The sequence below is a fragment of the Mycetocola sp. CAN_C7 genome (genome assembly GCF_015752285.1).
Taxonomy (GTDB): Bacteria; Actinomycetota; Actinomycetes; order Actinomycetales; family Microbacteriaceae; genus Mycetocola_A.
The window spans coordinates 99,142-124,210 of the sequence record NZ_JADOUY010000005.1 but is presented as its reverse complement, the minus strand read 5'-3'; the positions used below and the strand labels follow the sequence as shown (position 1 = coordinate 124,210).

Annotated in this window: 22 protein-coding genes; 10 read left to right on the top strand and 12 right to left on the bottom strand. The window is 65.9% G+C overall.

Annotation, left to right across the window (positions count from 1 at the left end):
* Positions 1-11: 11 nt before the first annotated feature.
* The gene (locus tag IWX78_RS12410; protein WP_196833855.1) at positions 12-1,781 is read left to right on the top strand and encodes an acetyl/propionyl/methylcrotonyl-CoA carboxylase subunit alpha; all 1,770 of its coding nucleotides are present in this window, start codon (positions 12-14) and stop codon (positions 1,779-1,781) included.
* A gap of 224 nt (positions 1,782-2,005) precedes the next feature.
* Here the strand turns inward: IWX78_RS12410 and IWX78_RS12405 are convergent, their stop codons facing one another.
* The gene (locus IWX78_RS12405) at positions 2,006-3,442 is read right to left on the bottom strand and encodes an NAD(P)H-quinone dehydrogenase (RefSeq protein ID WP_196833854.1); all 1,437 of its coding nucleotides are present in this window, start codon (positions 3,440-3,442) and stop codon (positions 2,006-2,008) included.
* A 171-nt stretch (positions 3,443-3,613) separates the two neighbouring features.
* Here IWX78_RS12405 and IWX78_RS12400 point away from each other — a divergent pair, with 171 nt between their 5' ends.
* Both IWX78_RS12400 and IWX78_RS12395 read left to right on the top strand, forming a co-directional pair.
* Positions 3,614-4,447 (top strand): purine-nucleoside phosphorylase, encoded by an 834-nt coding sequence (locus IWX78_RS12400; RefSeq protein ID WP_196833853.1) that lies wholly within the window; start codon positions 3,614-3,616, stop codon positions 4,445-4,447.
* Complete coding sequence (locus tag IWX78_RS12395; protein WP_196833852.1) at positions 4,447-6,138, top strand: phospho-sugar mutase; 1,692 nt, start codon at positions 4,447-4,449, stop codon at positions 6,136-6,138. Before IWX78_RS12400 ends, IWX78_RS12395 begins: the two co-directional genes overlap by 1 nt.
* Before the next feature lie 23 nt (positions 6,139-6,161).
* Here the strand turns inward: IWX78_RS12395 and IWX78_RS12390 are convergent, their stop codons facing one another.
* From IWX78_RS12390 to IWX78_RS12380, 3 genes are all read right to left on the bottom strand, one after another.
* On the bottom strand, positions 6,162-6,434 hold the full coding sequence (locus IWX78_RS12390) for a PTS sugar transporter subunit IIB (RefSeq protein WP_196833851.1): 273 nt from the start codon (positions 6,432-6,434) through the stop codon (positions 6,162-6,164).
* 13 nt (positions 6,435-6,447) lie between these two features.
* Entirely contained in the window at positions 6,448-6,894 is a 447-nt protein-coding gene (locus tag IWX78_RS12385; protein WP_196833850.1) for a PTS sugar transporter subunit IIA, read from the bottom strand.
* 79 nt (positions 6,895-6,973) lie between these two features.
* On the bottom strand, positions 6,974-8,104 hold the full coding sequence (locus IWX78_RS12380; RefSeq protein ID WP_196833849.1) for an adenosine deaminase: 1,131 nt from the start codon (positions 8,102-8,104) through the stop codon (positions 6,974-6,976).
* Between the two features lie 72 nt (positions 8,105-8,176).
* Between IWX78_RS12380 and uriH the strand changes: the two genes are divergently transcribed.
* The gene (uriH, locus tag IWX78_RS12375) at positions 8,177-9,121 is read left to right on the top strand and encodes a uridine-preferring nucleoside hydrolase UriH (protein WP_196833848.1); all 945 of its coding nucleotides are present in this window, start codon (positions 8,177-8,179) and stop codon (positions 9,119-9,121) included.
* A 200-nt stretch (positions 9,122-9,321) separates the two neighbouring features.
* Positions 9,322-10,233, top strand: coding sequence for a hypothetical protein (locus IWX78_RS12370; protein ID WP_196833847.1), 912 nt, complete (start codon positions 9,322-9,324; stop codon positions 10,231-10,233).
* Positions 10,234-10,332: 99 nt separating this feature from the next.
* Here IWX78_RS12370 and IWX78_RS12365 read toward each other — a convergent pair whose 3' ends face one another.
* The 6 genes from IWX78_RS12365 to IWX78_RS12340 all read right to left on the bottom strand — a co-directional run bounded on the left by IWX78_RS12365 (position 10,333) and on the right by IWX78_RS12340 (position 17,295).
* Positions 10,333-11,640 carry a thymidine phosphorylase gene (locus IWX78_RS12365; RefSeq protein ID WP_196833846.1) on the bottom strand — a complete coding sequence of 436 codons (1,308 nt, stop codon included), beginning with the start codon at positions 11,638-11,640 and terminating at the stop codon, positions 10,333-10,335.
* Positions 11,627-12,052 (bottom strand): cytidine deaminase, encoded by a 426-nt coding sequence (locus IWX78_RS12360; protein ID WP_196833845.1) that lies wholly within the window; start codon positions 12,050-12,052, stop codon positions 11,627-11,629. The genes IWX78_RS12365 and IWX78_RS12360 overlap by 14 nt, the downstream gene beginning before the upstream one ends.
* 11 nt (positions 12,053-12,063) lie before the next feature.
* Positions 12,064-13,347 (bottom strand): ABC transporter permease, encoded by a 1,284-nt coding sequence (locus IWX78_RS12355; protein WP_196833844.1) that lies wholly within the window; start codon positions 13,345-13,347, stop codon positions 12,064-12,066.
* Positions 13,344-14,615 carry an ABC transporter permease gene (locus IWX78_RS12350; RefSeq protein WP_196833843.1) on the bottom strand — a complete coding sequence of 424 codons (1,272 nt, stop codon included), beginning with the start codon at positions 14,613-14,615 and terminating at the stop codon, positions 13,344-13,346. Before IWX78_RS12350 ends, IWX78_RS12355 begins: the two co-directional genes overlap by 4 nt.
* A complete protein-coding gene (locus IWX78_RS12345) occupies positions 14,612-16,126 on the bottom strand; it encodes an ABC transporter ATP-binding protein (RefSeq protein WP_196833842.1) in 1,515 nt (504 codons plus the stop codon). The genes IWX78_RS12350 and IWX78_RS12345 overlap by 4 nt, the downstream gene beginning before the upstream one ends.
* 83 nt (positions 16,127-16,209) lie before the next feature.
* Positions 16,210-17,295, bottom strand: a complete 1,086-nt coding sequence (locus IWX78_RS12340; protein WP_334684719.1) for a BMP family lipoprotein — start codon at positions 17,293-17,295, stop codon at positions 16,210-16,212.
* 265 nt (positions 17,296-17,560) lie between these two features.
* Here IWX78_RS12340 and IWX78_RS12335 point away from each other — a divergent pair, with 265 nt between their 5' ends.
* Complete coding sequence (locus IWX78_RS12335; RefSeq protein ID WP_196833840.1) at positions 17,561-18,490, top strand: 5'-3' exonuclease; 930 nt, start codon at positions 17,561-17,563, stop codon at positions 18,488-18,490.
* 22 nt (positions 18,491-18,512) lie between these two features.
* Here the strand turns inward: IWX78_RS12335 and IWX78_RS12330 are convergent, their stop codons facing one another.
* Positions 18,513-19,628: a mannose-1-phosphate guanylyltransferase gene (locus tag IWX78_RS12330; protein ID WP_196833839.1), complete on the bottom strand. Its 1,116-nt coding sequence runs from the start codon at positions 19,626-19,628 to the stop codon at positions 18,513-18,515.
* 186 nt (positions 19,629-19,814) lie between these two features.
* Between IWX78_RS12330 and sdhC the strand changes: the two genes are divergently transcribed.
* The 4 genes from sdhC to IWX78_RS12310 are packed head-to-tail and all read left to right on the top strand — an operon-like array spanning position 19,815 to position 23,291.
* Complete coding sequence (gene sdhC, locus IWX78_RS12325; protein ID WP_196833838.1) at positions 19,815-20,234, top strand: succinate dehydrogenase, cytochrome b556 subunit; 420 nt, start codon at positions 19,815-19,817, stop codon at positions 20,232-20,234.
* 13 nt (positions 20,235-20,247) lie between these two features.
* Entirely contained in the window at positions 20,248-20,694 is a 447-nt protein-coding gene (locus IWX78_RS12320; RefSeq protein ID WP_196833837.1) for a succinate dehydrogenase hydrophobic membrane anchor subunit, read from the top strand.
* Positions 20,695-20,722: 28 nt separating this feature from the next.
* The gene (gene sdhA / locus IWX78_RS12315; RefSeq protein WP_196833836.1) at positions 20,723-22,522 is read left to right on the top strand and encodes a succinate dehydrogenase flavoprotein subunit; all 1,800 of its coding nucleotides are present in this window, start codon (positions 20,723-20,725) and stop codon (positions 22,520-22,522) included.
* A 1-nt stretch (position 22,523) separates the two neighbouring features.
* Positions 22,524-23,291 (top strand): succinate dehydrogenase iron-sulfur subunit, encoded by a 768-nt coding sequence (locus IWX78_RS12310; RefSeq protein WP_196833835.1) that lies wholly within the window; start codon positions 22,524-22,526, stop codon positions 23,289-23,291.
* A gap of 117 nt (positions 23,292-23,408) precedes the next feature.
* Here IWX78_RS12310 and ptsP read toward each other — a convergent pair whose 3' ends face one another.
* Positions 23,409-25,043 (bottom strand): phosphoenolpyruvate--protein phosphotransferase, encoded by a 1,635-nt coding sequence (ptsP, locus tag IWX78_RS12305; RefSeq protein WP_196833834.1) that lies wholly within the window; start codon positions 25,041-25,043, stop codon positions 23,409-23,411.
* Positions 25,044-25,069 lie beyond the last annotated feature (26 nt).

The following is a 25,069-nucleotide window of genomic DNA, read 5'->3' as shown; positions in this document are numbered from 1 at the left end:
GCTAAGGGACTGTGTCGCGTATATCCAAGGTCCTCATTGCCAATCGGGGCGAAATCGCCGTCCGAGTGATCCGCGCAGCGCGCGACAGCGGGATCGGCTCGGTGGCCGTCTATGCAGACCAGGACCGCGACGCCATGCACGCGAAACTGGCGGACGAGTCGTACGCGCTCGACGGCACGACCAGCGCTGACACCTACCTCGTCATCGACAAGATCCTGTCGATCGCCCGGCGTTCAGGCGCGGATGCCGTTCACCCCGGTTACGGCTTCCTCGCCGAGAATGCCGACTTCGCGCGCGCCGTCATCGGAGCTGGACTGATCTGGATCGGCCCGTCACCCGCTGCCATCGAGCAGCTCGGCGATAAGGTCTCTGCCCGTCACATCGCGCAGAAGGTGGGCGCTCCGCTCGCCCCGGGAACCCTCAACCCGGTGTCAGGTGCCGACGAGGTTCTCGCGTTCGTCGACGAGCACGGACTCCCCGTCGCCATCAAGGCCGCTTTCGGCGGTGGAGGCCGTGGGCTCAAGATCGCCCGCGAACGCGATGAGGTCGCCGAAGCCTTCGACTCCGCGACCCGTGAGGCGATCGCTGCTTTCGGCCGCGGTGAGTGCTTCGTCGAGAAATATCTCGACCAGCCCCGCCACGTTGAGACCCAGTGCCTGGCGGATGCAACGGGCAACGTCGTCGTCGTCTCCACGCGCGATTGCTCCCTTCAGCGTCGGCACCAGAAGCTCGTCGAGGAAGCTCCGGCGCCGTTCCTCACCGATGAACAGAACGACCTGCTCTACAGCGCATCCAAAGCCATCCTCAAGGAGGTCGGCTACGTGGGTGCAGGCACCTGCGAGTTCCTCATCGGTAAAGACGGCACCGTCTCCTTCCTCGAGGTCAACACCCGCCTGCAGGTCGAGCATCCGGTCTCTGAGGAGATCACCGGGATCGACCTCGTGCGCGAACAGTTCCGGCTCGCCGAGGGTGGAACGCTCGACTACGATGACCCGATCCCGCAGGGCCACTCGATCGAGTTCCGCATCAACGGTGAAGACCCCGGTCGCGGCTTCCTGCCGCAGCCCGGCCCGATCCACGTCTTCAAGACGTTCGGAGGCCCGGGCATCCGTCTCGATTCCGGCGTCACCGCCGGCGACGAGATCTCGGGAGCGTTCGACTCGCTGCTCGGCAAGATCATCGTCACCGGTGCCGACCGCGCTCAGGCGCTCGAACGGTCGCGGAGGGCGCTCGACGAGTTCGAGGTCGCCGGACTGCCCACCGTCATCCCGTTCCACCGCAAGATCGTGCGTGACCCGGCCTTCACTGCGGAGAACGGCACCTTCGGCGTCTACACCCGGTGGATCGAGACCGAGTTCGTCAACGACATCGAACCGTGGGACGGCGAGTTCGACGGACCGAAAGCGTCAACCACCCGTCACAGTGTTGTCGTCGAGGTCGAGGGCAAACGCATCGAGGTGAGCCTGCCGACGACGCTCGTCCCCGGTTCGGGCGCCGCAGCACGGGCGCTCGCACCTGCACCGAAGCGCCACGGCGGGTCCGGGGTCGTGAGTTCTGCCACCGGCGACGCCGTGGCATCCCCGATGCAGGCCACCATCGTGAAGCTCGCCGTCGAGGACGGACAGCAGGTCGTCAAGGGCGACCTCGTCGTCGTGCTCGAGGCGATGAAGATGGAGCAGCCGATCACCGCCCACAAGGACGGGACGATCGGCAACCTCAACGTCGAAGTCGGTGCGACCGTGTCGAGCGGACACCGGTTGCTGACGATCACCAGCGCCTGACTCTCCGCCCTGTCAGCCGCGGCCCGGACATCCGGGCACCGCACAGTCAGGAACGTACTCCGAATTCAGGAGAAACTCGCGACACGCCGTTGTGGGAGCGCTCCCGTACGGCGTGTCGGCACAGAACTCCTGAATGTGCAGGACGCTCCTGAATGTGCAGGAGGCTCCTGAATGTGCGGGACGCTCCTGAATGTGCGGGCCAGCGAAAGCCGTGGGCGAGCGCGCTAGTTGACGATGTGCATCGCTTTGGCGGCATCCGTGATGCTGCCGGTCAGCGACGGGTACACGGCGAACGCCCGCGCGATCTCGTCGACGTTGAGCCGGTGCTCGACGGCGATCGCGAGCGGGAAGATGAGCTCGCTGGCCTTCGGAGCGACGATGACGCCACCGATGACGGTGCCGGAGCCGGTGCGCGCGAAGAGCTTCACGAAACCGTCCTTGATGCCGAGCATTTTCGCGCGCGGGTTCGATTTGAGCGGCAGCTTGTAGATGACGCCCTGCGCGACGCCGTCTTCGATCTGCTTCTGGGTCCAGCCGACCGTCGCGATCTCGGGCTGGGTGAAGATGTTCGCGGCGACGTTGCGCAGCTCGGTCGGGTTCACAGCGTCGCCCATCGCGTGGAAGATGGCCGACCGGCCCTGCATCGACGCGACGGATGCCAGGGGCATGAAGGTCGTGCAGTCTCCCGCCGCGTAGATGTTCGGGATCGACGTGCGCGCTACCCGGTTCACGCGAATGTGACCCGATTCGGTCATCTGCACGCCAGCCTCTTCCAGGCCGATGCCTGCGGTGTTCGGAACCGCGCCGACCGCCATGAGGCAGTGGCTGCCCTCGACCGTGCGACCGTCTGACAGGGTGGCGACAACTCCGTTCTCGGTGCGGACGACGCTCGATGCGCGCGACTTCGACAGCACGGTCATGCCGTTGCGCTTGAACACTTTCTCGATGACGGCTGCGGCGTCGGCGTCTTCCCCCGGCAGGACCTGGTCGCGGCTCGAGATGAGGGTGACTTCAGACCCGAGGGCACGATAGGCGGACGCGAACTCGGCACCGGTCACACCGGAGCCGACGACGATGAGGTGTTCGGGGCACGCTTTGAGGTTGTACAGCTGGGTCCAGCTGAGGATCCGCTCGCCGTCCGGCATCGCCGAGGGGAGCTGGCGCGGGCTGCCGCCGACAGACACGACGATGGTGTCGGCTTCGACGCGATCGAAGTCGGTGCCGCGGCCCCCTGACTCGGTCGACACGATGATCGCGTCACGGCCGTCGAGCCGGCCGTCGCCGTTCACGATCTTCACGCCGGCCTGCTCGAGGTTCGAGCGCATGTCCTCCGACTGCTGGCGGGCGAGTCCGAGGAGCCGCTTGTTCACAGCTGCCAGGTTGACGGTGACCTCTGGCTTCACCGGCTTGCCGTTTTCGCCGCGCGCGAAGAACTGCACGCCGAGTTCGCTGGCTCCGCGGACGGCGTTGGTCGCCTCCGCGGTGGCGATGAGGGTTTTTGAAGGGACAACGTCGGTGATGACGGCGGCGCCGCCGACTCCGGTCCGCTCGATGAGCGTGACGTCTGCTCCGAGTTGTGCACCCGCGAGCGCGGCCTCGTATCCGCCCGGGCCTCCCCCGAGTACAGCGATCCGTTGTTTGCGCTCGAACTCGTAGGTCATTGCTCTATTGTCGCAGCCCTGAACACCGTTCCCAAAACGCCCGATGACGCCCACATCCCCGTCGTCGCGCGGATCCCGCCGTGCGGGTAGCCGCCGTGCTCAGATGGTGCGGCCGGTCGGCATCCGTTCGAATCCCCGATCAGCACGACCTCCGGCAAATATGATGGAGGGATGTCTGACGCATCCTTCCATCCGCTCGACGACCCAGCCGTCGATCCCTTCGAGGTCGCCGCGCGCGCGGCCGCCCAGATCGCCGAGAGAACCGGCGTCGAACGGCACGAGATCGCCCTCACTCTCGGCTCCGGCTGGGGCAAGGCGGCCGAGCTCATCGGTGAGACCACCGCCACGATCCCCGCCCACGAGATCGAGGGCTTCTCCCGCCCCGCCCTGGAGGGCCACGTCGGCACGCTCCGCTCGGTCCTGCTGCCGAGCGGTAAGCGCGCCCTCGTCATCGGAGCGCGCACCCATTATTACGAAGGCCACGGCGTGCGTCGGGTCGTGCACAGCGTGCGGACCGCAGCGGCCGCCGGAGCAGCCACCATGATCCTCACCAACGGAGCGGGCGGCATCCGCGAGACCTGGTCACCCGGCACCCCCGTGCTGATCAGTGACCACATCAACCTCACGGCCGACTCGCCGCTGGAGGGCGCCACCTTCATCGACCTCACCGACCTCTACTCGAGCCGGTTGCGCGCGCTCGCTCACAGCATCGACCCGACCCTTGACGAGGGTGTGTACTGCCAATTCCGCGGTCCGCACTACGAGACGCCCGCTGAAGTCCAGATGGCGAAGGCCATCGGCGGCCACATCGTCGGCATGTCGACCGCCCTCGAAGCGATCGCCGCCCGCCAGGCCGGCATGGAGGTCCTCGGAATGTCACTCATCACCAACCTCGCCGCAGGCATCCAGTCGACCCCGCTGAGCCACCTGGAGGTGCTGGAGGCCGGCCGAGACGCCGAGCCCGTGATCAGCGCCCTCCTCGCGCGAATCGTGGCAGCACTGTGATGACCGACGCAGGAACAGCGCACGTTCTCACGGTCGCCCAGAACTGGCTAGACCAGGATCCGGATGCCGAGACCAGGATCGAACTGGAAACCCTCATCAGGGACGCAGCGAGCGGGAGCGAACCAGCACTCGACGAACTGCACAGCCGGTTCGACACCCGGCTCGAGTTCGGCACCGCCGGCCTGCGCGGGCGCATCGAAGCCGGCTCCGCCCGGATGAACCGGGTGCTCGTCGGCCAGGCTGCTGCCGGCCTCGCCGCGTTCCTCCTCGAACGTGAACCGGGTGCCACCCCAAGCGTCGTGATCGGCTACGACGGCCGGCGCAACTCGAAGATCTTCGCAACGGACACCGCTGAACTGATGGCCGGTGCCGGCATCCGTTCGATCCTGCTGCCTCGCCTCCTCCCGACGCCCGTGCTCGCCTTCGCCGTGCGTCACCTCGGAGCGTCGGCCGGAGTGATGGTCACTGCCAGCCACAACCCGCCTGCCGACAACGGCTACAAGGTCTACCTCGGTGGAGCAGACGACGGATCACAGATCGTGTCGCCGTCGGATGCCCGGATCGAAGCGCACATCTCACGCGTGGCCTCCACCGGAAACGTCCTCGAACTTCCGAGGAGCACGTCATACGAGATCGCGGGCGATGATGTCGTCGACGCCTATGTCGATGCGACCGCAGCGGTGATGACCAGCGAAAAAGTCGACCTGAACGTCGTCTACACGGCGATGCACGGTGTCGGCTGGGAGACCTTCTCCCGTGTCGCCACCACAGCAGGGCTGACGCTCCCCTCCTCCGTCCCTGAGCAGCAGGAGCCAGACGCCGCGTTCCCGACCGTCGCGTTCCCGAACCCGGAAGAACCCGGTGCCCTCGACCTCGCGTACGCGCTCGCCCGTGAGACCGGCGCCGAACTCGTCGTCGCCAACGACCCGGACGCCGACCGGCTCTCCATCGCCATCCCGGACGTCTCGCATCCCGAGGGCTACCGGCAGTTGTCCGGCAACGAGGTCGGCGCACTCCTCGGCTGGCGTGCCGCCGTTCTTGCCGCGGAGCAGGGCACCACAGGCGGAGTCCTCGCCTGCTCGATCGTCTCGTCTCCTGCCCTCGCGGCCGTCGCGGCCGCGTACGACCTCGACTTCGTCGAGACGCTCACCGGGTTCAAGTGGGTGTCGCGGGTGCCCGGACTGATCTATGGATACGAGGAAGCACTCGGCTACCTCGTCAACCCGCGAACAGTGCGCGACAAGGACGGGATCTCGGCGGCGATCGACTTTCTCTCCATGGCCTGCTTCTTCAAGGCCCAGAACATCACCATCGAACGCGTGCTCGACGCCTTCGCCGAGAAGTTCGGCTACTTCGCCAGCGACCAGTTGTCGCTCCGGGTGACCGACCTGTCCGACATCGCCGCGATCATGGCGCACCTGCGGGCAAACCCTCCCACAAGCCTCGGGGGTGTCGGCGTCGTCGGCATCGACGACCTGCGCAACGGATCAGACGCCCTCCCGCCGACGGATGCCCTCCGCTTCCGCCTCGAGGACGGCTCACGTGTGATGGCCCGACCGAGCGGCACCGAGCCGAAGATCAAGTTCTACCTCGACGTCCAGCGCCCGAACGATCGCCGCGACGAGGCATCCGTTCTCCTGGCGGCGATGACCACCGAGTTGCGCGAAATCGCTGCGGCCGCAACGGCCTGACGGTCGCCCCTCGGCTGCCGCGTTCAGCCGAGGGCGCGTTCGAGCTTCTCGGTGAGCTCCTCGAGGTCGAAGTAGTTGTTCACGACGACGACGTCGGCGAACGTCTTGCCGATCTTGTCGACGAGCTCGGGCGAGGTGAGGATGACCTGGGCGTCTGCGGCAGCGACCGGGAGGTTCGCGATGTCGGATGCCGTCACCTCGGCCTCGATGTCGAGGCGTTTGAGCACACGTTCGGCGTTGACTTTGAGGATGCCGGATGTTCCGACACCGGCCCCGCAGATGGCGACGATTTTCACGGGAATCTCCTCGTTACTCGGCCGCGCCGAGAACCCGACGGACGTCGTCCGGGGTGGTAGCTGAGGCGACCGCCGGGATCGCCGTGGCGTCGTTGAACACATTTGCCAGGTCGGCGATGGAGGTGACGTGCGACTCAGGAGTGGTGACGGCGAGGCCGAGCACGACGTTCACCGGGTCGTTGTGCGGATGCCCGAAGGCGATCGGCTCCGCGAGAGTGACGACGGACAAGCCTTCATGCAGCACATCGGCGCCCGGGCGGGCGTGAGCGAGCGCGAGTCCGGGAGCGATCACGATGTACGCGCCGAACTCGTCGATGACCTGAATCATCCGGTCGGTGTATGACTCCTCTGTCGCCCCGCTCCGCTCCAGAGCCGCGCCGGCGAGCCGGACGGCGTCACGCCAGTCGGACGCCGCGGCGCCGAGCTGGATCGCGGAATTCGGAAGAGGGGGCAGGGACATCGGGGCTCACTTCAGGAGGTGGGGGGCGAAACCAGCTACAGCGTATCGGCTCGTCCCTCTCCCCCGCGGTCGGCGGGGGTCAGGCGCGGTAACTCTCGGCATCCTCGAAGCCCGCCGAAATAATCTCGGCGAGTTCCTCCCGGTCTTCGAGGGGCAGGAACGTGGCACTGGCCGCATTCTGCTGGAACACCTCGAGGTCGTCGAGATCGTAGGCGAAGGCATCCGCCAGCAGGCCGAGCTCCCGGGTGAGCGACGTGCCGCTCATCGTGCGGTTGTCGACGTTCACTGTCGTCTTGAAACCGAGCTGGTAGAGCAGGTCGAACGGGTGGTCGATGAGGTCGGTTCCCCACGCCGCGATCGCCCCGGTCTGCAGGTTCGACGACGGGCTCAGCTCGAGGGCGATCTCGCGGTCTTTCACCCATTGGGCGACCGGGCCGAGCGAGACGTATGTGCCCTCGTCGTCGCTGCGCTCGACAGTGATGTCTTCGGCGATGCGCACGCCGTGGCCGAGCCGCAGGGCTCGGCCGTCGAACAGCGCGCTCTTGATCGAGTCGATGCCGTCGGCCTCGCCGGCATGCACAGTGACCGGCAGGTATTCCTGGGCGAGGAAGTCGAAGGCGACGCGGTGACGGCTCGCCGGGAAACCGGCTTCGGCACCGGCGATGTCGAAGCCGACGACGCCGTTGCCGCGATGACGGACGGCGAGTTCAGCGATCTCGAGACCGCGATCGGCGTGCCGCATAGCGGTGACGAGCTGGCCGATCTGGATGCCGCGGCCAGAACGCTCGGCGTCGTCGATTCCCTGCTCGATGCCCTCCTGGACGGCTTCGACGACCTGATCGAGGCTGAGCCCACGGGTCAGGTGTTGCTCGGGAGCCCAGCGGATTTCACCGTAGATCACGCCGTCAGCGGCAAGGTCCTGCACGAACTCGCGGGCGACCCTGCTGAGGCCATCCTCGGTCTGCATCACGGCCGTGGTGAGGTCGAATGTCTTGAGGTAGTCGACGAGATTGCCTGCGTCACACTGGGCGAGGAACCACGCGGCCAGTTTCGCGGCATCCGTTTCGGGGACGTCGACGCCGACGGCATCCGCCAGCTCGAGAATCGTCTGCGGGCGAAGGCCGCCATCGAGGTGATCGTGCAGGGAGATCTTCGGAAGGTCGATGATGTCGACGCCGTTGGGGAGCTGGAACCGGTTCTCAGAAGTCACCCGCTCAGACTATCGCTCAGCCTGCTGGTGCGCACCGGTCGGATGCGAGGGACCTCGTTCTAGGATCGGAGGATGCCGACCTCGATTCTGCTCGATTGCGACCCTGGGCACGACGACGCGATCGCGCTGCTCCTCGCCCACGGAAACCCCGACATCGAGCTGCTCGGCGTCACGACGGTGATGGGCAATCAGACGCTCGACAAAGTGACGCACAACGCCCTCTCGATCGCACGCGTCGCCGGAATCACCGGAGTGCCGTTCGCCGCCGGATGCCCCCGGCCGTTGGTGCGGAATCTCGAGACGGCGCCGTCCATCCACGGGGAGTCCGGTCTCGATGGGCCGGTACTGCCCGAGCCGGTGATCGAGCTGGACACCCGGCACGCCGTCGACCTGATCATCGACACGGTCATGGAACGCGAGCCGGGCACGGTGACGCTCGTGCCCACCGGCGCCCTGACCAACATCGCGATGGCAGCACGCAAGGAGCCGAGGATCGTTCCGCGGGTGAAGGAGGTCGTTCTCATGGGTGGTGGCTTCCACACCGGGAACTGGTCTGCCGTCGCTGAGTTCAACATCGTCATCGACCCCGAAGCGGCGCACATCGTTTTCAACGAGAGGTGGCCACTGACGATGGTCGGGCTCGACCTCACCCATCAGGCGCTCGCGACTCCCGCAGTGGCCGAACGGATCGCTGCTGTCGGCACCGGGCCGGCGCGGTTCGTGGGCGAGCTGCTCGACTTCTTCGCCGAAACGTACCGGGAGGTGCAGGGCTTCGATGCTCCTCCGGTGCACGACCCGTGTGCCGTCGCCTACGTGATCGACCCGAGTGTGCTCACCGTGCGGAGGGCACCGCTCGACGTCGAACTCACGGGCACACTCACGCTCGGCATGACCGTGGCCGACTTTCGTGCGCCGGCGCCTGACGGCTGTACCACCCAGGTCGCCGTCGATCTCGACGTGGATCGGTTCTGGGATCTGATCATCGATGCCCTCGTGCGCATCGGCGACCCCGAGTAGGTCCCCTGCCGGCACCCTGACTTGCCGCAAATCGTCGTTCGTTCGCTCGCCCAGCGACGAATCGTGGCAACTCAGCACGGGAGCGTTCGTTGTACAGCGAGTCGGTGGGCGCGTTCTCCACAGCTGGCCGAAGAAGCTGTACTTCCCACCGAGACCACCCACACCCGCAGCGCTCCTGCGGCCAGGCCCAGGATGAGTCGGTGACCTTCCGAAAGCCCCTCCCGGCAACGATGCCACAGACCTTCTCGGTGGCGGCTGCGAGCAGAAACGGCATCACAGCCCGGCAGTTGCGCAACCCTGCTTTCGGCACCCTGTTCTTCGGGACGCGGAGCGCGCCTGGCGCAGCGGATCACCTCACCCTTCTCTGCTCCTCACTGGCAACGCGGATGCCGCTGGGATGCGCGTTCAGCCACACGACAGCTGCCCGGTTGTACGGCATCCCGCTCCCGCGGCAGCATGAGGGCGGTCCCATCCACGTCACGTCGCCAGCGCCAGCTCGTGCGCTCCGGTATCGCGGAACGGTCGGACATTCTTCCCTCCTGCGGGCGGATGAGGTCGACGAGCTGGCGGGGGTACCTGTCACAAGTCCGGAGCGCACCTGGTGTGATCTCGCCGCGATACTCGATTTCTCTGATCTGGTCGCCGCCGGCGACTACCTTCTCTGCTGGAAGGCACCACTCACGACAGCGGAGCGGCTGCAAGCCGCAGTGGCCGGCCATCCCTCGCGACGGGGAAGAGTACGTCTACGCGACGCCGTCGAAGCGCTCAGTTCGCGTTCACGGTCGCGCCCTGAGTCCCTCGTGCGTGTGGCTCTGGTTGCGAGCGCTCTGCCCGACCCGATCCCGAACTTCGAGGTTCATTTGTTTCTGAGCCATCGCTCTGACGAGATCGACCTGGCCTACCCGCGGTTTCGTGTCGGGCTGGAGTATCAGGGCGACCATCACCGGGAAAATCGGGCACAGTGGCGGCGCGACGTCAAACGCGGCAATGACGCCGTGGACGAAGGCTGGAGCACGATCTTCTTCACCGGCGACGACACCGCCGATATGACTGGCGTCATCTCGAGCGTCGAACGGCGACTTCGTTCGCGCGGCTGGGTGGCTGGGGCGTGACGTCCAGCCTCAGCAACGGGCGTGAGTTGCCACGAATCGTCGTCGGGCGTCGACATGAACGACCAATTGTGGCAACTCACCGAAGTGAAGCGGCGCGCGCTACTGCACGCGGGCGCGCACCAGCGGCTCCGGTGTGAACGCCGTGCCAGGGGCAGCGAACTCGTATGCACCCTCGATCGCCTCGAGAGCACGCGGGAATCGTCCAGCGTCGTCGGCTGACAAGGTGAACAGCGGGTCTCCTGCGCGCACGGTGTCGCCCGGCTTCACGTGCAGGTCGACACCAGAGGCGTGCAGAACCGGGTCCTGCGCCCTGGCCCGCCCGGCCCCGAGTCGCCACGCGGCGATCCCGAACGGCAAAGCATCCTGGCGCACGAGGACGCCATCGTCGGATGCCGTCACGGTGTGCGTCTCGCGCGCAACCGGCAGAACGGCATCCGGGTCTCCACCCTGGGCCCGGATCGAGCGACGCCAGGTGTCCATCGCACGTCCGTCGGCCAGCGCAGCCTCGACGTCGGCATCCGGCTGGCCGGCGAGGGTGAGCATTTCGCGGGCGAGCGCGATCGTCAGTTCTACGACGTCTGAGGGTCCGCCACCCGCGAGCACCTCCACCGACTCACGCACCTCGTTGGCGTTGCCGATTGCGAGGCCGAGCGGCACGCTCATGTTGGTGAGCAGTGCAGAGGTTTTCACACCTGCGTCCTGACCGAGCGACACCATCGTGCGTGCGAGTTCTTCGGCCTTCGCGTAGTCCTGCATGAACGCCCCCGAGCCGAACTTGACGTCGAGCACGAGAGCGCTGGTGCCCTCTGCGATCTTCTTCGACATGATCGAGGAGGCGATGAGCGGGATGGCTTCGACTGTTCCGGTGATGTCCCGCAGGGCATACAGTCGTTTGTCCGCCGGCGCCAGCCCGGCCCCTGCAGCGCAGATGACCCCGCCGACGTCGCGCAGGATGTCGAACATCTCCTCGTTCGTCAGGTCGGCCTTCCAACCGGGGATCGACTCGAGCTTGTCGAGCGTGCCGCCGGTGTGACCGAGCCCGCGACCCGAGAGTTGCGGAACGGCGACACCGAAAGATGCCACGAGAGGCATGAGCGGGAGGGTGATCTTGTCACCGACGCCACCGGTCGAGTGCTTGTCCACCGTGGTCTTGCCGAGCGTGGAGAAGTCCATGGTCTCGCCCGATGCGATCATGGCGAGCGTCATGTCGCGGATCTCGCGCCGGCTCATGCCGTTGAGCAGAATGGCCATGGCCAGCGCCGCCATTTGCTCGTTGCCCACATACTCGCGCGTGTATGCGTCGATGAGCCAGTTGATCTCGTCGGTGCCGAGTTCGCCCCTGTCGCGCTTGGTGCGGATCAGGTCGACCGCGTCGAATGGTTCGAGAGCGGCGTCAGTTGCGATCATCGGTTGGAACTCCTGCGTAGTCGTTGAGGGTGCGAGGGCCGAAGGCGTCCGGGAGAACCTCGTCGATCGTCCGGATGCCGGACACGGTCTCGAGGAGCATCCCCGGCACCGCGTGCTCGAAGAGCAGCTGGCGGCAGCGACCACACGGCATGAGCGTGTTGCCGTCGCCGTCGACGCAGGTGAACGCCACGAGTTGCCCTCCACCGGTCATGTGCAGCGTCGACACCAGCGCGCACTCAGCGCACAACGTGAGGCCGTAGCTGGCGTTCTCGACATTGCACCCGGCGATGATGCGACCGTCGGTGACGATGGCGGCCACACCGACGGGGAACTTCGAGTAGGGAACGTACGCCTTCGCCATGGCATCCGTCGCCGCTTCGCGAAGCGCACCCCAGTCGATCGAATCACTCATGGTCACTGCCCCTAAGACTTGATGTACGGTTTGCCGGATGCCGCAGGCCCGCGCGCGTAGCCGACCAGCCCTGCAACGGCGAAGATGGTCACCACATACGGAAGCATCAGCAGGAACTCGCTCGGCACCCCCGACCCGATCGCCCCGAGGACGTTCTGCAGGTTCGTGGCGAACCCGAAGAGCAACGCGGCGAGAGTGGCACGGATCGGATCCCACCGGCCGAAGATGACAGCGGCCAATGCGATGAAGCCGGCTCCTGCCGTCATTTCCTTGGTGAAGCCACCGACGGAACCGAGCGTGAAGTACGCGCCACCGAATCCGGCGATCGCACCGGCGATGGCCACGTTCCAGAACCGCGTGGCGTTGACCCGGATGCCGACGGTGTCTGCCGCCTGCGGGTGCTCACCGACGGCGCGGAGACGAAGCCCCCACTTGGTGTGGAACAGCGCCCACCACACCACGAAGACCGCCACGTACATGAAGTAGATGATGATCGTCTGCCGGAAGAGCACCGGCCCGAGGATCGGGATCTCGCTGAGGAACGGGATGCTGATCCGCGGGAAGCGGGGCGGCGCGTTGAACAACGGTGTGTTGGTGGTCAGCACGGTGGTGTAGAGGAAGCTCGTCAGCCCGGCGACGAGCACGTTGAGCACGACACCGACGATCACCTGGTCGACGATGTACTTGATCGAGAAGACCGCGAGCAGGAAGCTCACCAGCACACCGGCGACCATGGCAGCGAGGAGACCGACCCAGGGATTGCCCGTCAGCGAAGCGACGAAGGCGGAGAGGAACGCTCCGGCGAGGAGCTGGCCCTCGATCGCGACGTTCACCACACCGACCCGCTCCGAGATCACTCCGCCGAGTGACCCGAAGATCAACGGGGCGCTGAGCGCAACGGTGCCGAGCAGCAGACCTGTGATCGGGATCGTCTCGCCTGCGGCCGCCCAGGTGAGGAATCCCCACATGAAAGCGATGGCGAAGAGGATCGTCAGCCAGAGAGGGATGCGCTTCGCCCTGCTCGCCAGCCAGGTGGCGTATGCGGTGATGGCAAGGAGCAGCGCGACGACGACGACGCAGGTGAGACGGGTGGGGTTGTCGATCGGCGGGAGCTGGACGACGTCCGCGTCGTTGGAGAGTCGGAACCGGCTGATGCCGTCCCGGCCGTTGACGACGAAGAGGATGATGGCGATGGCCGAGAAGATCGCATACGCGATCGGAGCCTTCCAGCTCTTGATCGTCGCCGATTCGAGGCTGGCCGAAATGGACTCGGCTGCGGGAGCGGTGGTGGTCATTTCGCCGCCACCTCCTTCGAAACCGTGGGCAGCAGTCTGCGGGTTCTGCCCTGCTTCGGCAGGAAGAATACGGCGCGGATGAGCGGCGGCGCTGCGATGAAGAGGACGATGAGGGACTGCACGACGGTGACGATGTCGATCGGGATGCCTTCAGCAGCCTGCATGGCGAAGCCACCGGCCTTGAAAGCCCCGAACAGCACGCCTGCGGCGAAGATGCCCCACGGCTTGCTGCGACCGAGCAGCGCAACGGTGATGGCGTCGAACCCGATTCCGGCGTCGATTCCGGCGGAGAAGCCGGTCGTCACTGTTCCGAGAACCTGCATCACTCCGGCGAGTCCGACCAGCCCACCGGAGATGAGCATCGCGTAGACGTAGGTGTTCTTCACGTTGATTCCGGCCACCCGGGCCGCATTGGGGTTCGCCCCGACAGCACGGAACTGGAAGCCGAGACTCGACCGGTTGAGCAGCCACCAGGCGAAGAAGGTGGCGGCGATGACGAGGAGGAACCCGAGGTGGAGGTTGTACCGCGGGCCGAGGATGTCGGGCAGGACGGCGGTCTCCAGCATGGCCGGCGATTTCGGGTTGACCGAGCCGGGCGCCTGCAGGAGGCCGGGTGTCCGAAGCATCCATGAGATGAGGTAGAACGCCACGTAGTTGAGCATGATCGTCAGGATGACCTCGTGCGCGCCTGTGCGCGCCTTGAGCAGCCCGACGAGGCCGCCCCAGAGAGCACCGCCGATGATTCCGGCGACCAGCGCGACGACGAGGTGCACGCCCCATGGCAGTTCGAAGGAGAAGCCGACCCAGCCGGCGCACGCGGCGGCGATGAGCATCTGGCCGCGGCCACCGATGTTGAACAGGCCGACCCGGAATGCGATCCCGATACCGAGGGCCGCCGCGATCAACGGGGTGGCGAAGGTGAGCGTTTCGGTCAGCGGTTTGATCGCGTCGAGGACGTTGTCGCGCCTGAAGTTGTAAACGGAACCCTGGAACAGTGCGCCGTATGCTCCAGACACCGCGTTCCAGATCGCGGCAAGCGTGTCGCCAGGCGCCGCGAAGAAGTATCCGGATGCCTCCTGCACGTCTTCATTCGTAACCGCGATGAGAACGGCGCCGATCAGCAGGGCGAAGATCACCGCGAGGATCGAGATGATGAAGTTGCCGTTGAGGATGTCGGAGATGATCTGGTTGCCGCGGGGCGTCTCCTCCTGCTCGGGCGCCCGCTTCGGCTCGTTGGCAGGAACGGTCGTCGCTGTGGTGTCGCTCACGCGGCGACTCCGCTCGGGGTCTCGCCGGCCATCATGAGGCCGAGCACGTCTCGAGGGGTGTCCCCCGGGACGATTCCGACGATGGATCCTCTGTACATCACTGCAATCCTGTCTGCGAGCGCGACGACTTCATCGAGCTCGGTCGAGACGACGACGACCGGGATACCTGCATCCCGGGTCGCGACCATCCTTTTGTGTACGAATTCGATCGATCCGACGTCGATGCCCCGAGTGGGCTGCGACGCGACGAAGAGCTTGAGCTCGCGGCTCAACTCCCGTGCGAGAACGACCTTCTGCTGGTTACCACCTGAGAGTTGTCCGGCCCGGCTCGAGATCGACTCGGCCCTGATGTCGAACTCGTCCTTCTTCTCCTGTGCGAACTCGGCGAGGAACCCCAGTTGGAGGTTGCCGTTCCGAACGAACGGGGCCTGGTCAGACCGGTCGAGCATGAGGTTCTCGGCAATCGTGAAGTCGCCGACGAGTCCGTCTTCTGTGCGGTCCTCGGGCACGAACCCGACTCCCGCGTGAAGAATCTTGCGCACGCTGAGCCCGGTGAGGTGTTCGCCGTTCAGGGTGATCTCGCCGCTGACACGCGGCTGCAGACCGAGGATCGCCTCGGTGAGCTCGGTCTGCCCGTTGCCCTGCACGCCGGCGATCGCGAGGATCTCACCCGCGCGCACGTCGAAACTGACGTTGTTGACCACTTTGAGGCCGAGCGGGTCGACCACGTCGAGATTCCGAACGACGAGGCTGGGCTCTCCGGGAACGGCGACGTCCTTGTTCACGGTGAGTTCGACGGCTCGGCCGACCATGAGGGCAGCGAGTTCCGAGTTGGATGCCGTCGGCGACGCTTCCCCGACGACCTTGCCGAGTCGGATGACGGTGATCCGGTCGGCGACCTCCCTCACCTCGCGCAGCTTGTGGGTGATGAAGACGATCGACGTGCCCTCGGCCTTGAGCTGGCGCATGATCACCATGAGCTCGTCGGTCTCCTGCGGCGTGAGCACCGCGGTCGGCTCATCGAACACGAGGACACGGGCATCCCGTGAGAGAGCCTTGATGATTTCGACGCGCTGCTGGATGCCGACGGGCAGGTCGCCGACGAGGGCGTCCGGGTCGACATGAAAACCGAACCGAGCCGAGATCTCGCGCACCTTTGCGCGAGCCGCGTCGAGGTCGAGCCGACCGGCGAACGATGTTTCTTCGTGACCGAGCATGACGTTCTCGGCGACGCTGAAGACGGGGATGAGCATGAAGTGCTGGTGCACCATGCCGATGCCGGCGCGCATGGCGTCGCCGGGTCCTGCGAAGCGCTGGACGACGTCGTCGAGCAGAACATCACCCTCCTCGGCCTGGTAGAGACCGTAGAGGACGTTCATCAACGTCGATTTGCCTGCCCCGTTCTCTCCGAGCAGGCAGTGGATCTCGCCGGGCTGAACGGTGAGGTCGATGTGGTCGTTGGCGACCAGAGAACCGAATCGTTTGGTGATGCCGCGGAGTTCGAGCTTCATGGGTGAATCCTACGTTCCAACAGTTCGGGGAGACCAGCCGAAGCTGGTCTCCCCGATCCGTTTACGGGTTGACGTGAGTGATGTTACTCAGCGACGGGTGACGACGGCGAGGTGACCTCGATGGATCCGTCGATGATGCCGGCCTTGATCTCGTCGAGTTCAGCCTGCAGCGTGTCGTTGACCATGTCCTCGAAGTCGTGGAACGGGGCAACCCCGACACCGTCGTTCTCGAGCGTACCCACGTACGGGGTCGCGTCGAACTCGTCGTTGCCTGCAGCCATGACGACGTCGTAGACGCCGGCCTTCATCTGCTTGAGGATCGAGGTCAGGAACAGCTCCTGGCCCGAGTCAGCGGTCTCGTACAGGTCGGCGTCGACACCGATCATTGCGACCTCTTTGCCGGAGTCCGCGATGGCCTCGATGGCGCTGAGGAAGATCGGTCCACCGACCGGGAGGAGCACGTCGGCGTCCTGCCCGATGAGGGTCGTTGCGAGCTGCTTGGCGGTGTCGTTCGCTTCGAAGCCACCGGTGAACGAACCGGTCTGGCCGGCGACATCCCAGCCGACGACCTTGACGTCGGCGTCCTTCTGCTCGTTGTAGTAGGTGACGCCGTCAGCGAAGCCATCCATGAAGATGGTGACCGTCGGGAACTGCATGCCACCGAAGGTGCCGACGACGCCGGTCTTCGAGTAGTCGGCAGCGGCGTAGCCGGCGAGGAATGCGGCCTGAGCGGTGTCATAGATGATCGGCTTGACGTTGTCTGCTTCGATCGAGCTGTCGTCGAGCATGATGAAGTTGACGTCTGGGTTCTCTTCGGCAGCAGCGGCGGTCGCGTCAGCGAGCGCGAAACCGATCGTCGCGATGAGGTCACAGCCCTGGTCGACGAGGCTCGTGATGTTCGGGGCGTAGTCGTCTTCGGTGTCGGACTGGACGTCCTTCATCTCGACGCCGAGCTCGTCGGCAGCTTCGACCATTCCCTCGTAGCTGGACTGGTTGAACGACTTGTCGTCGAACCCACCGGCGTCCGAGACGATGCAGGGAAGGAAGTCGGGTGCTTCTTCGGCCGCGTCGCCATTGCTGGCCGGCGCCTGTCCACAGCCGGCGAGCAGGGCGATGACGCCTGCAGTGGCAAGGCCGGCGAAAGCGACCTTACGGGTATTGATTGTCAATGTGACCTCCAGGATGCTGCCCTGCGGGACTCGCGAGGGCGGGTATGGGCATACGTTACCGAATGTTACGAAGGCCACTACGTTGTGGATGACTCTCGAAACAGAAGCGTTACATAGCTGTTCCACGGCGATCCTAAGCCGGAGTCGCCGGCGCTCACCGGCAGGCGCTCTCATGAGCATCTCTCATCCGGTGGCATGCTCGAATGAGCAGGAAGTACCGCGCATGAGCAGGGTGCGGGTGCGGCCGGCGTGCCATGATCGAGTCATGACTGAGCGACGGATGCTCCTCGACACCGCCTCCCTGTACTTCCGGGCGTTCCACGGCCTGCCTGACACGCTGAAGGCCCCGGACGGCACTCCCGTCAACGCCGTGCGCGGGCTGATGGATTTCATTGCCAGGCTCGTCACCGACTACCAACCGACCGAAATCGTGGCCTGCTGGGACGACGACTGGAGGCCACAGTGGCGGGTCGACCTCATCCCCAGCTACAAGGCGCACCGCGTCGAGCAGGTCGTTGCGAGCGGTCCGGATGTCGAGGAGACCCCTGATCTTCTTCTCCCCCAGATCCCGCTCATCCGTGAGGTGCTCGACGCCTTCCACATTCCAGTCGTCGGCGTCGCGCAGCACGAGGCCGACGACGTCATCGGGAGTCTGGCCTCCCAGTCCGACATCCCCGTCGACGTTGTCACAGGCGACCGCGACCTGTTCCAGCTCATCGACGACGCCCGCGGCATCCGCGTCATCTACACGGCACGGGGCATGAGCAACCTCGAGGTCCTCACCGAGGAGTCCGTGCTCGCGAAGTACGGGGTCACCGCTGGGCAGTACGCCGACTTCGCCGCGCTGCGCGGAGACACATCGGATGGGCTTCCCGGTGTGCCCGGCGTCGGCGAGAAGACGGCATCAGGCCTGCTCGGCACGTTCGGCAACCTCGACGGAATCGTCGCGGCGGCCGACGACCCCGATGCCTCGCTTGGAGCATCCGTGCGCGCGAAGATCCGTGCGGCCTCCGCCTACCTGACGGTTGCCCCGACCGTCGTCGAAGTGGTCAGAACCCTGCCGATCGACCCGGTCGACGCGACCATCCGGCCGCTGTCTGCTGACGATCTCGCCCGGGTGCAGCAGATCGCCGTGAGGCTCGGGCTCGGCGGTGCGGCCGAGCGGGCGCTGAAAGCGCTCGGCAACACGGCCTGACCCGTCAGCGAACCGAACCGACTCAGAGAACGTCGTCGCGTCCGGACAGCTTGAGCGCGTCGACGACACTCTTCACGCGCTGCGCGTTCGCGCTCGTGGTGACGAGGAGCGCATCGGGGGTGTCGACGACGACGATGTCCTTCACCCCGATGAGGCTGATCACCCGGTTGCTCTGGCTGACGACGATGCCGCTCGACGCATCGGAGAGGACGCGCGCGTTCTCTCCGAGGATCGCGAGGTCGGTCTTGCGCCCGCCCGAGTTCAGCTTCGCGAGTGAGGCGAAGTCGCCGACGTCGTCCCAGTCGAAGTGGCCTGGGACGACGGCGAGCCGCCCGGCAGCAGCAGCGGGTTCGGCGACCGAGTAGTCGATCGCGATTTTCGTGAGGGTCGGCCAGATCCGGTCGACGGCGGGACCGCGGGTGGCCGGGTCGTCCCAGACGGATGCCAGTTCGATCAGTCCGGCATGCAGCTCCGGCTGGTTGCGGGCCAGTTCGGCGAGCAGCACGTCTGCGCGGCTGATGAACATGCCAGCGTTCCACAGGTGGGTGCCGCCGGACACGTAACGCTTGGCCGTTGCCAGGTTCGGCTTCTCGACGAACGAGTCGACGAGGAGAGCGGACTCGGCGCCGGGCACGGCGAGGGGGCTCCCGCAGTGGATGTAGCCGAAACCGATCGCCGGCTCGGTCGGCTGGATGCCGATGGCGGTGATGTAGCCGGCGTCGGCGACCGCGACCGCCTGGGTCACAGCGGCGCGGAACAGACGGTCGCCACGGATCACATGGTCGGCGGCGAACGAGCCGATGATGACGTCAGGCTCCCTGTGGACGAGGATGGCCGCCGCGAGGCCGATTGCGGCGGACGAGTCGCGGGGGTCGCTCTCGAGCACGACGTTGTGGTCGGCGAGGTCGGGCAGCTGTGCTTCCACGGCGGCGCGGTGCGCCCGCCCGGTCACGACCATGATCCGCTGCTCACCGGACAGCGGAGCCAGCCGATCCCAGGTCGCACGGAGCAGCGTGCTCCCTGACCCGGTGAGGTCGTGGAGAAATTTGGGGGCATCCGCACGGGACAGCGGCCAGAGCCTCGACCCGATGCCGCCTGCGGGGATCACACTGTAGAAGCGTTCGAGAGCACTGGTCATGCCCCCAGAGTAGCGCGAGCCCGGAAACCACGAGGGGGAGGTCGAGATGTCTCGACGTCAAGACACTAAGGCTGTCCTAACCGGCGTGAGGACGGGGCAGGACCGTAGACTGGTGCAACGCGCCGTTTGTGACGCACGACCGCTCGGACCAGCGGCCGAAACGCTTCAAGCAGGGAGGGCCGTTCGTTGTCAGTGAAGACTGCAAGGACACCACCGTTGGATTCCACGACCTCTCCTCGACCCGCCGGAACGCTGTACCGGGGCCGCGAGGGAATGTGGTCATGGGTATTGCACCGCATCACCGGTGTCGCCATCTTCTTCTTTCTCCTCGTCCATATCCTCGACACCGCGCTCGTGCGCGTGTCTCCCGAGGCATACAACGCGGTCATCGGCACCTACCAGACGCCGATCATGGGCCTCGGCGAGGTCGCCCTCGTCGGCGCCATCGTCTTCCATGCGTTCAACGGACTGCGGATCATCCTCATCGACTTCTGGTCGAAGGGCACGCGGTATCAGAAGGCCATGTTCTACGTCGTTATCGCCCTCTGGGTGATCACAATGCTCGCTTTCGTGCCACGGCACCTCGTCAACGTTTTCAGCCACTAGGAGGGGAAGCACAATGTCTGCAACTCTCGACGCTCCCCGCAGCCCGGTTCGCCCCGCTCCCAAGAAGGGCATCAACTGGGAGAAGTGGGGCTGGATCTACATGCGCGTTTCCGGCGTCGTGCTCGTGGTCCTCATCTTCGGTCACCTGTTCGTGAATCTCGTCGTCGGAGAAGGCGTCAAGGCCATCGACTTCGCCTTCGTCGGCGGAAAATGGTCCGACCCGTTCTGGAAGGTCTGGGACGTCGCCATGCTGTGGCTCGCTCTCATCCACGGCGGCAACGGCATGCGCACCCTCGTCAACGACTACGCCCGCGGCCCGAAGCTGCGGATGGCGTTCAAGGCGGCCATCCTCGCCGCCGTCGTGATCCTCATCGCGCTCGGCACCCTGGTCGTCTTCACCTTCGACCCGTGCCCGGCTGGACAGCCCGCCGATCTCCTCCCCTCGTTCTGCGCCGCGTAACGACCAACTGAATATTTTGGAAGCATCTGTGACTGTAGAAAACGACTCCACGATCATCGACGGAGTTCACTACCACCAGTTCGACATCGTGATCGTCGGGGCAGGCGGTGCCGGAATGCGCGCGGCCATCGAAGCCGGCCCCGGCGCTAAGACCGCTGTCATCTCGAAGCTGTACCCGACGCGCTCGCACACCGGTGCGGCACAGGGCGGCATGGCCGCAGCCCTCGCCAACGTGGAGGAAGACAGCTGGGAGTGGCACACATTCGACACCGTCAAGGGCGGTGACTACCTCGTCGACCAGGACGCCGCCGAGATCCTCGCGAAGGAAGCCATCGACGCGGTCATCGACCTCGAGAACATGGGTCTCCCGTTCAACCGGACCCCGGAGGGCAAGATCGACCAGCGTCGCTTCGGCGGCCACACCTCCGACCACGGCAAGGCCCCCGTTCGCCGGGCCTGCTACGCCGCAGACCGCACCGGCCACATGATCCTGCAGACGCTGTTCCAGAACTGCGTACGTCTCGGCATCAACTTCTTCAACGAGTTCTACGTGCTCGACGTCGTGATGAGCGTCGTCGACGGTGTCGAACAGCCTGCGGGCGTCGTCGCCTACGAACTGTCAACCGGTGAACTGCACGTCTTCCACTCGAAGGCGATCATCTTCGCCACCGGTGGGTTCGGCAAGATCTACAAGACGACATCGAACGCACACACCCTCACCGGTGACGGTGTCGGGATCATCTGGCGCAAGAAGCTCCCGCTCGAGGACATGGAGTTCTTCCAGTTCCACCCGACCGGGCTGGCCGGTCTCGGCATCCTTCTCACCGAGGGCGCCCGCGGTGAGGGCGCGATCCTCCGCAACGCGAGCGGCGAGCGATTCATGGAGCGGTACGCCCCGACCATCAAGGACCTCGCCCCCCGTGACATCGTTGCGCGCTGCATGGTCAAGGAGGTCGCTGAAGGTCGCGGCGCCGGACCGAACAAGGACTACGTCTACCTCGACTGCACGCACCTCGGCGCCGAGGTGCTCGAGACCAAGCTGCCGGACATCACCGAGTTCGCCCGCACCTACCTCGGTGTCGACCCGGTGACCGAGCCGGTTCCCGTCATGCCGACCGCGCACTACGCGATGGGCGGCATCCCCACCAACGTCAACGCCGAGGTCCTCCGCGACAACACGACCGTCGTCCCAGGGCTGTATGCCGCCGGTGAATGCGCCTGTGTCTCTGTTCACGGCTCCAACCGGCTCGGCACGAACTCACTGCTCGACATCAACGTGTTCGGCAAGCGTGCCGGCAACAACGCGGTCGCCTACGTGCAGACGGCGGAGTTCCTCCCGCTGCCCGAGGACCCGGCCAGGGAGGTCCGCGAGGCGATCGAGGGCATCCGTTCGAACGGTGGATCCGAGCGCATCGCCGTCATCCGCCGTGAACTGCAGGAGCAGATGGACCAGAAGGCCCAGGTCTTCCGCACAGACGAGTCGCTGGCCGAGGTCACCGAGACCATCCACCAGCTGCGCGACCGCTACCGCAACATCTCCGTCCAGGACAAGGGCCGCCGGTACAACACCGACCTGCTCGAGGCTGTCGAGCTCGGGTTCCTGCTCGACCTCGCCGAGGTCGTCGTCTACTCGGCACGCAACCGCAAGGAGAGCCGCGGTGGCCACATGCGCGACGACTACCCTGACCGTGACGACGAGAACTATATGAAGCACACGATGGCGTATTTGACCGGCGACCCGCTTTCATCGGATGCCGCCGATCACATCCGCCTGGACTGGAAGCCCGTCGTGATGACGCGGTACCAGCCGATGGAGAGGAAGTACTGAGATGTCGACAGCCGTTCTCGACGAAGCTGCACCTGCGCCCACTCCGGAGGTCATCGAGTCCTTCACCGTGACCGTCATCATCCGACGGTTCAACCCTGAGGTCGACGACCAGCCCAAGTGGGTTGACTATGACGTGGAGATGTTCGCCACCGACCGTATCCTCGACGCGCTGCACAAGATCAAGTGGGAGCAGGACGGGTCGCTGACCTTCCGACGTTCCTGTGCGCACGGAATCTGCGGTTCGGACGCGATGCGGATCAACGGCCGCAACCGGCTCGCGTGCAAGACGCTGATCAAGGACCTCGACATCTCGAAGCCGATCTACGTGGAGGCCATCAAGGGACTTCCGCTGGAGAAGGACCTCATCGTCGACATGGACCCGTTCTTCGAGTCCTTCCGCGAGGTGCAGCCGTTCCTCATCCCGTCGTCGAAGCCAGGAGCAGGCAAGGAGCGCATCCAGTCCGTCGCCGACCGTGCCCGGTTCGATGACACCACGAAGTGCATCCTCTGTGCAGCGTGCACCTCGTCGTGCCCCGTGTTCTGGACCGACGGCCAGTACTTCGGCCCTGCGGCCATCGTGAACGCACACCGCTTCATCTTCGACTCGCGCGACGATGCAGCCAAGGTGCGTCTCGACATCCTCAACGACAAAGAGGGCGTGTGGCGTTGCCGCACCACCTTCAACTGCACGGATGCCTGCCCCCGCGGCATCCAGGTCACGCAGGCGATCGCCGAGGTCAAGCAGGCCATCATGCGCGGCAAGCCGTAGCCACACGCCCAGACGAATCGCCACGAGCTGTCGCGGCGGTTGTCGAGTTGCCATGATTCATCGCCCGCCGGCGCTCTGAGCGACCGATTGCGGCACGTCGAGCCGACGATCGGCTTCTCAGTCGCGCACGGCCGCCCGGGCCTCGGCCGGACTCGACGCGTCCAGCGCCCGCACGGCGAGCGCTCGCGCGTGCTCGAGCGTGTGCTGGCGAAGTTCCGTGCGCACATCCGCAAGCGCAGACGGTGCCATCGACAGGCTCGTGGCGCCGAGACCGACGAGCACAACGGCCAGCAGCGGGTCAGCGGCAGCCTCGCCGCAGACCCCGACCGGTCGACCGGACTGGATACCCGCATCTCCGAGCAGCTTCACGAGCCGAAGAACCGCGGGATGCCACGGATCCTGATATGCCGCGACTGAGCCGAGCAGGCGGTCGGCCGCGAGCGTGTACTGGGTGAGGTCGTTGGTGCCGATCGACACGAAGTCGGCGATCCCGAGCACCTGCCCGGCCATCAGAGCGCACGACGGGACTTCCGCCATCACCCCGGCGGTCTGCACCCCCACTGAGCGGGCGAGGGTCACGAAATATTCGGTCTCGGCGGCATCCGCGACCATCGGCGCCATCACCGATACGTCGGCACCGGTCTCAGCTGTGGCTGCGACGATGGCGGTGAGCTGGTCCCGAAGAATCTGTTCGTTGGCGCGGGTGGCACGCAGGCCGCGCAGACCGAGCGCCGGGTTGTCTTCTTGGCCGGTGGGCAGGAAGACAAGCGGCTTGTCGGAGCCGGCATCGAGAGTGCGCACCACGACCTTGCGGCCGGCGAAGGCGTCGAAGACGGCGCGGTACTGTTCCTGTTGCTCGGCAACCGTCGGAGCCTTCTCGGCGCCGAGGAACATGAACTCGGTACGGAACAGCCCGATGCCCTCCGCTCCCCTCGCGAGCGCGTCTGCGACGTCTGCCGGGCTCCCGATGTTCGCGAGCAACGGCACCTCGGTGCCGTCGGCCAGTTTGCCTGGCCCGATCGGCACAGCAACCCGTCGAGCCGCCAGCCGCTGTTCCGCCGCCTCGACATCGGCGGTCGTCGGCTCGACGATCACGGAGCCGTCAGAGGCGTCGACGAGCACATCCGTCCCGTCGACGAGCGATGCGGCATCCGTCACGCCGACAACGGCGACGATGGCCTGCGACCGGGCCAGAATGGCCGTGTGGGAGGTGGGTCCTCCGCCGAGCGTGATGAGGCCGAGGACCCTGGCCAGGTCGAGTGAGGCGGTGTCTGCCGGTGCGAGGTCGTGCGCGACGAGCACGAACGGATGGTCGACGTCAGGCACGCCGGGCGCTGCCACCCCCCGCAGCCTGGCAATGGTGCGCTGGGACACGTCGCCGAGGTCAGACGCACGCTCGGCCATGTATCCGCCCATCGAGATCAACATCTGCTGGAACCCGTGGAAGGCCTCGAACACGGCCCGCTCGGCGGTGCGCCCGGTGGAGATCCGCGAGCGGATGTCGTCGATGAGCGAGGGGTCCTGCGCCATCATCGACTGGGCATCGAGCACACCCTTGGCCTCGCCTCCGGCACGATCGGCGCGTTCGGCCAGATCCGTTGCGACCTCCTGCAACGCCGCCCCTGCGCGGGCGAATTCGGTGCCGGCATCCGCGTCGCGAATCTCCGTTCCCGGCTCGGGAATCGGATCAGGCATCCGGACGACGGGACCGTGGGCGATTCCACGGCCGACACCGATTCCCTGTAAACGCATGGCGTCTCCCTCCGGATGAATCTCGA

Excerpts from the sequence above, each read along its gene's own strand:
- IWX78_RS12400 (WP_196833853.1), top strand. The coding sequence starts at position 3,614 with ATGTCTGACGCATCCTTCCATCCGCTCGACGACCCAGCCGTCGATCCC.
- IWX78_RS12310 (WP_196833835.1), top strand. The coding sequence starts at position 22,524 with ATGTCGACAGCCGTTCTCGACGAAGCTGCACCTGCGCCCACTCCGGAG.
- IWX78_RS12395 (WP_196833852.1), top strand. The coding sequence starts at position 4,447 with ATGACCGACGCAGGAACAGCGCACGTTCTCACGGTCGCCCAGAACTGG.
- uriH (WP_196833848.1), top strand. The coding sequence starts at position 8,177 with ATGCCGACCTCGATTCTGCTCGATTGCGACCCTGGGCACGACGACGCG.
- IWX78_RS12335 (WP_196833840.1), top strand. The coding sequence starts at position 17,561 with ATGACTGAGCGACGGATGCTCCTCGACACCGCCTCCCTGTACTTCCGG.
- IWX78_RS12365 (WP_196833846.1), bottom strand. The coding sequence starts at position 11,640 with ATGATCGCAACTGACGCCGCTCTCGAACCATTCGACGCGGTCGACCTG.
- IWX78_RS12330 (WP_196833839.1), bottom strand. The coding sequence starts at position 19,628 with ATGACCAGTGCTCTCGAACGCTTCTACAGTGTGATCCCCGCAGGCGGC.
- IWX78_RS12345 (WP_196833842.1), bottom strand. The coding sequence starts at position 16,126 with ATGAAGCTCGAACTCCGCGGCATCACCAAACGATTCGGTTCTCTGGTC.
- IWX78_RS12360 (WP_196833845.1), bottom strand. The coding sequence starts at position 12,052 with ATGAGTGATTCGATCGACTGGGGTGCGCTTCGCGAAGCGGCGACGGAT.
- IWX78_RS12405 (WP_196833854.1), bottom strand. The coding sequence starts at position 3,442 with ATGACCTACGAGTTCGAGCGCAAACAACGGATCGCTGTACTCGGGGGA.
- IWX78_RS12355 (WP_196833844.1), bottom strand. The coding sequence starts at position 13,347 with ATGACCACCACCGCTCCCGCAGCCGAGTCCATTTCGGCCAGCCTCGAA.
- IWX78_RS12385 (WP_196833850.1), bottom strand. The coding sequence starts at position 6,894 with ATGTCCCTGCCCCCTCTTCCGAATTCCGCGATCCAGCTCGGCGCCGCG.
- ptsP (WP_196833834.1), bottom strand. The coding sequence starts at position 25,043 with ATGCGTTTACAGGGAATCGGTGTCGGCCGTGGAATCGCCCACGGTCCC.
- IWX78_RS12320 (WP_196833837.1), top strand. The coding sequence starts at position 20,248 with ATGTCTGCAACTCTCGACGCTCCCCGCAGCCCGGTTCGCCCCGCTCCC.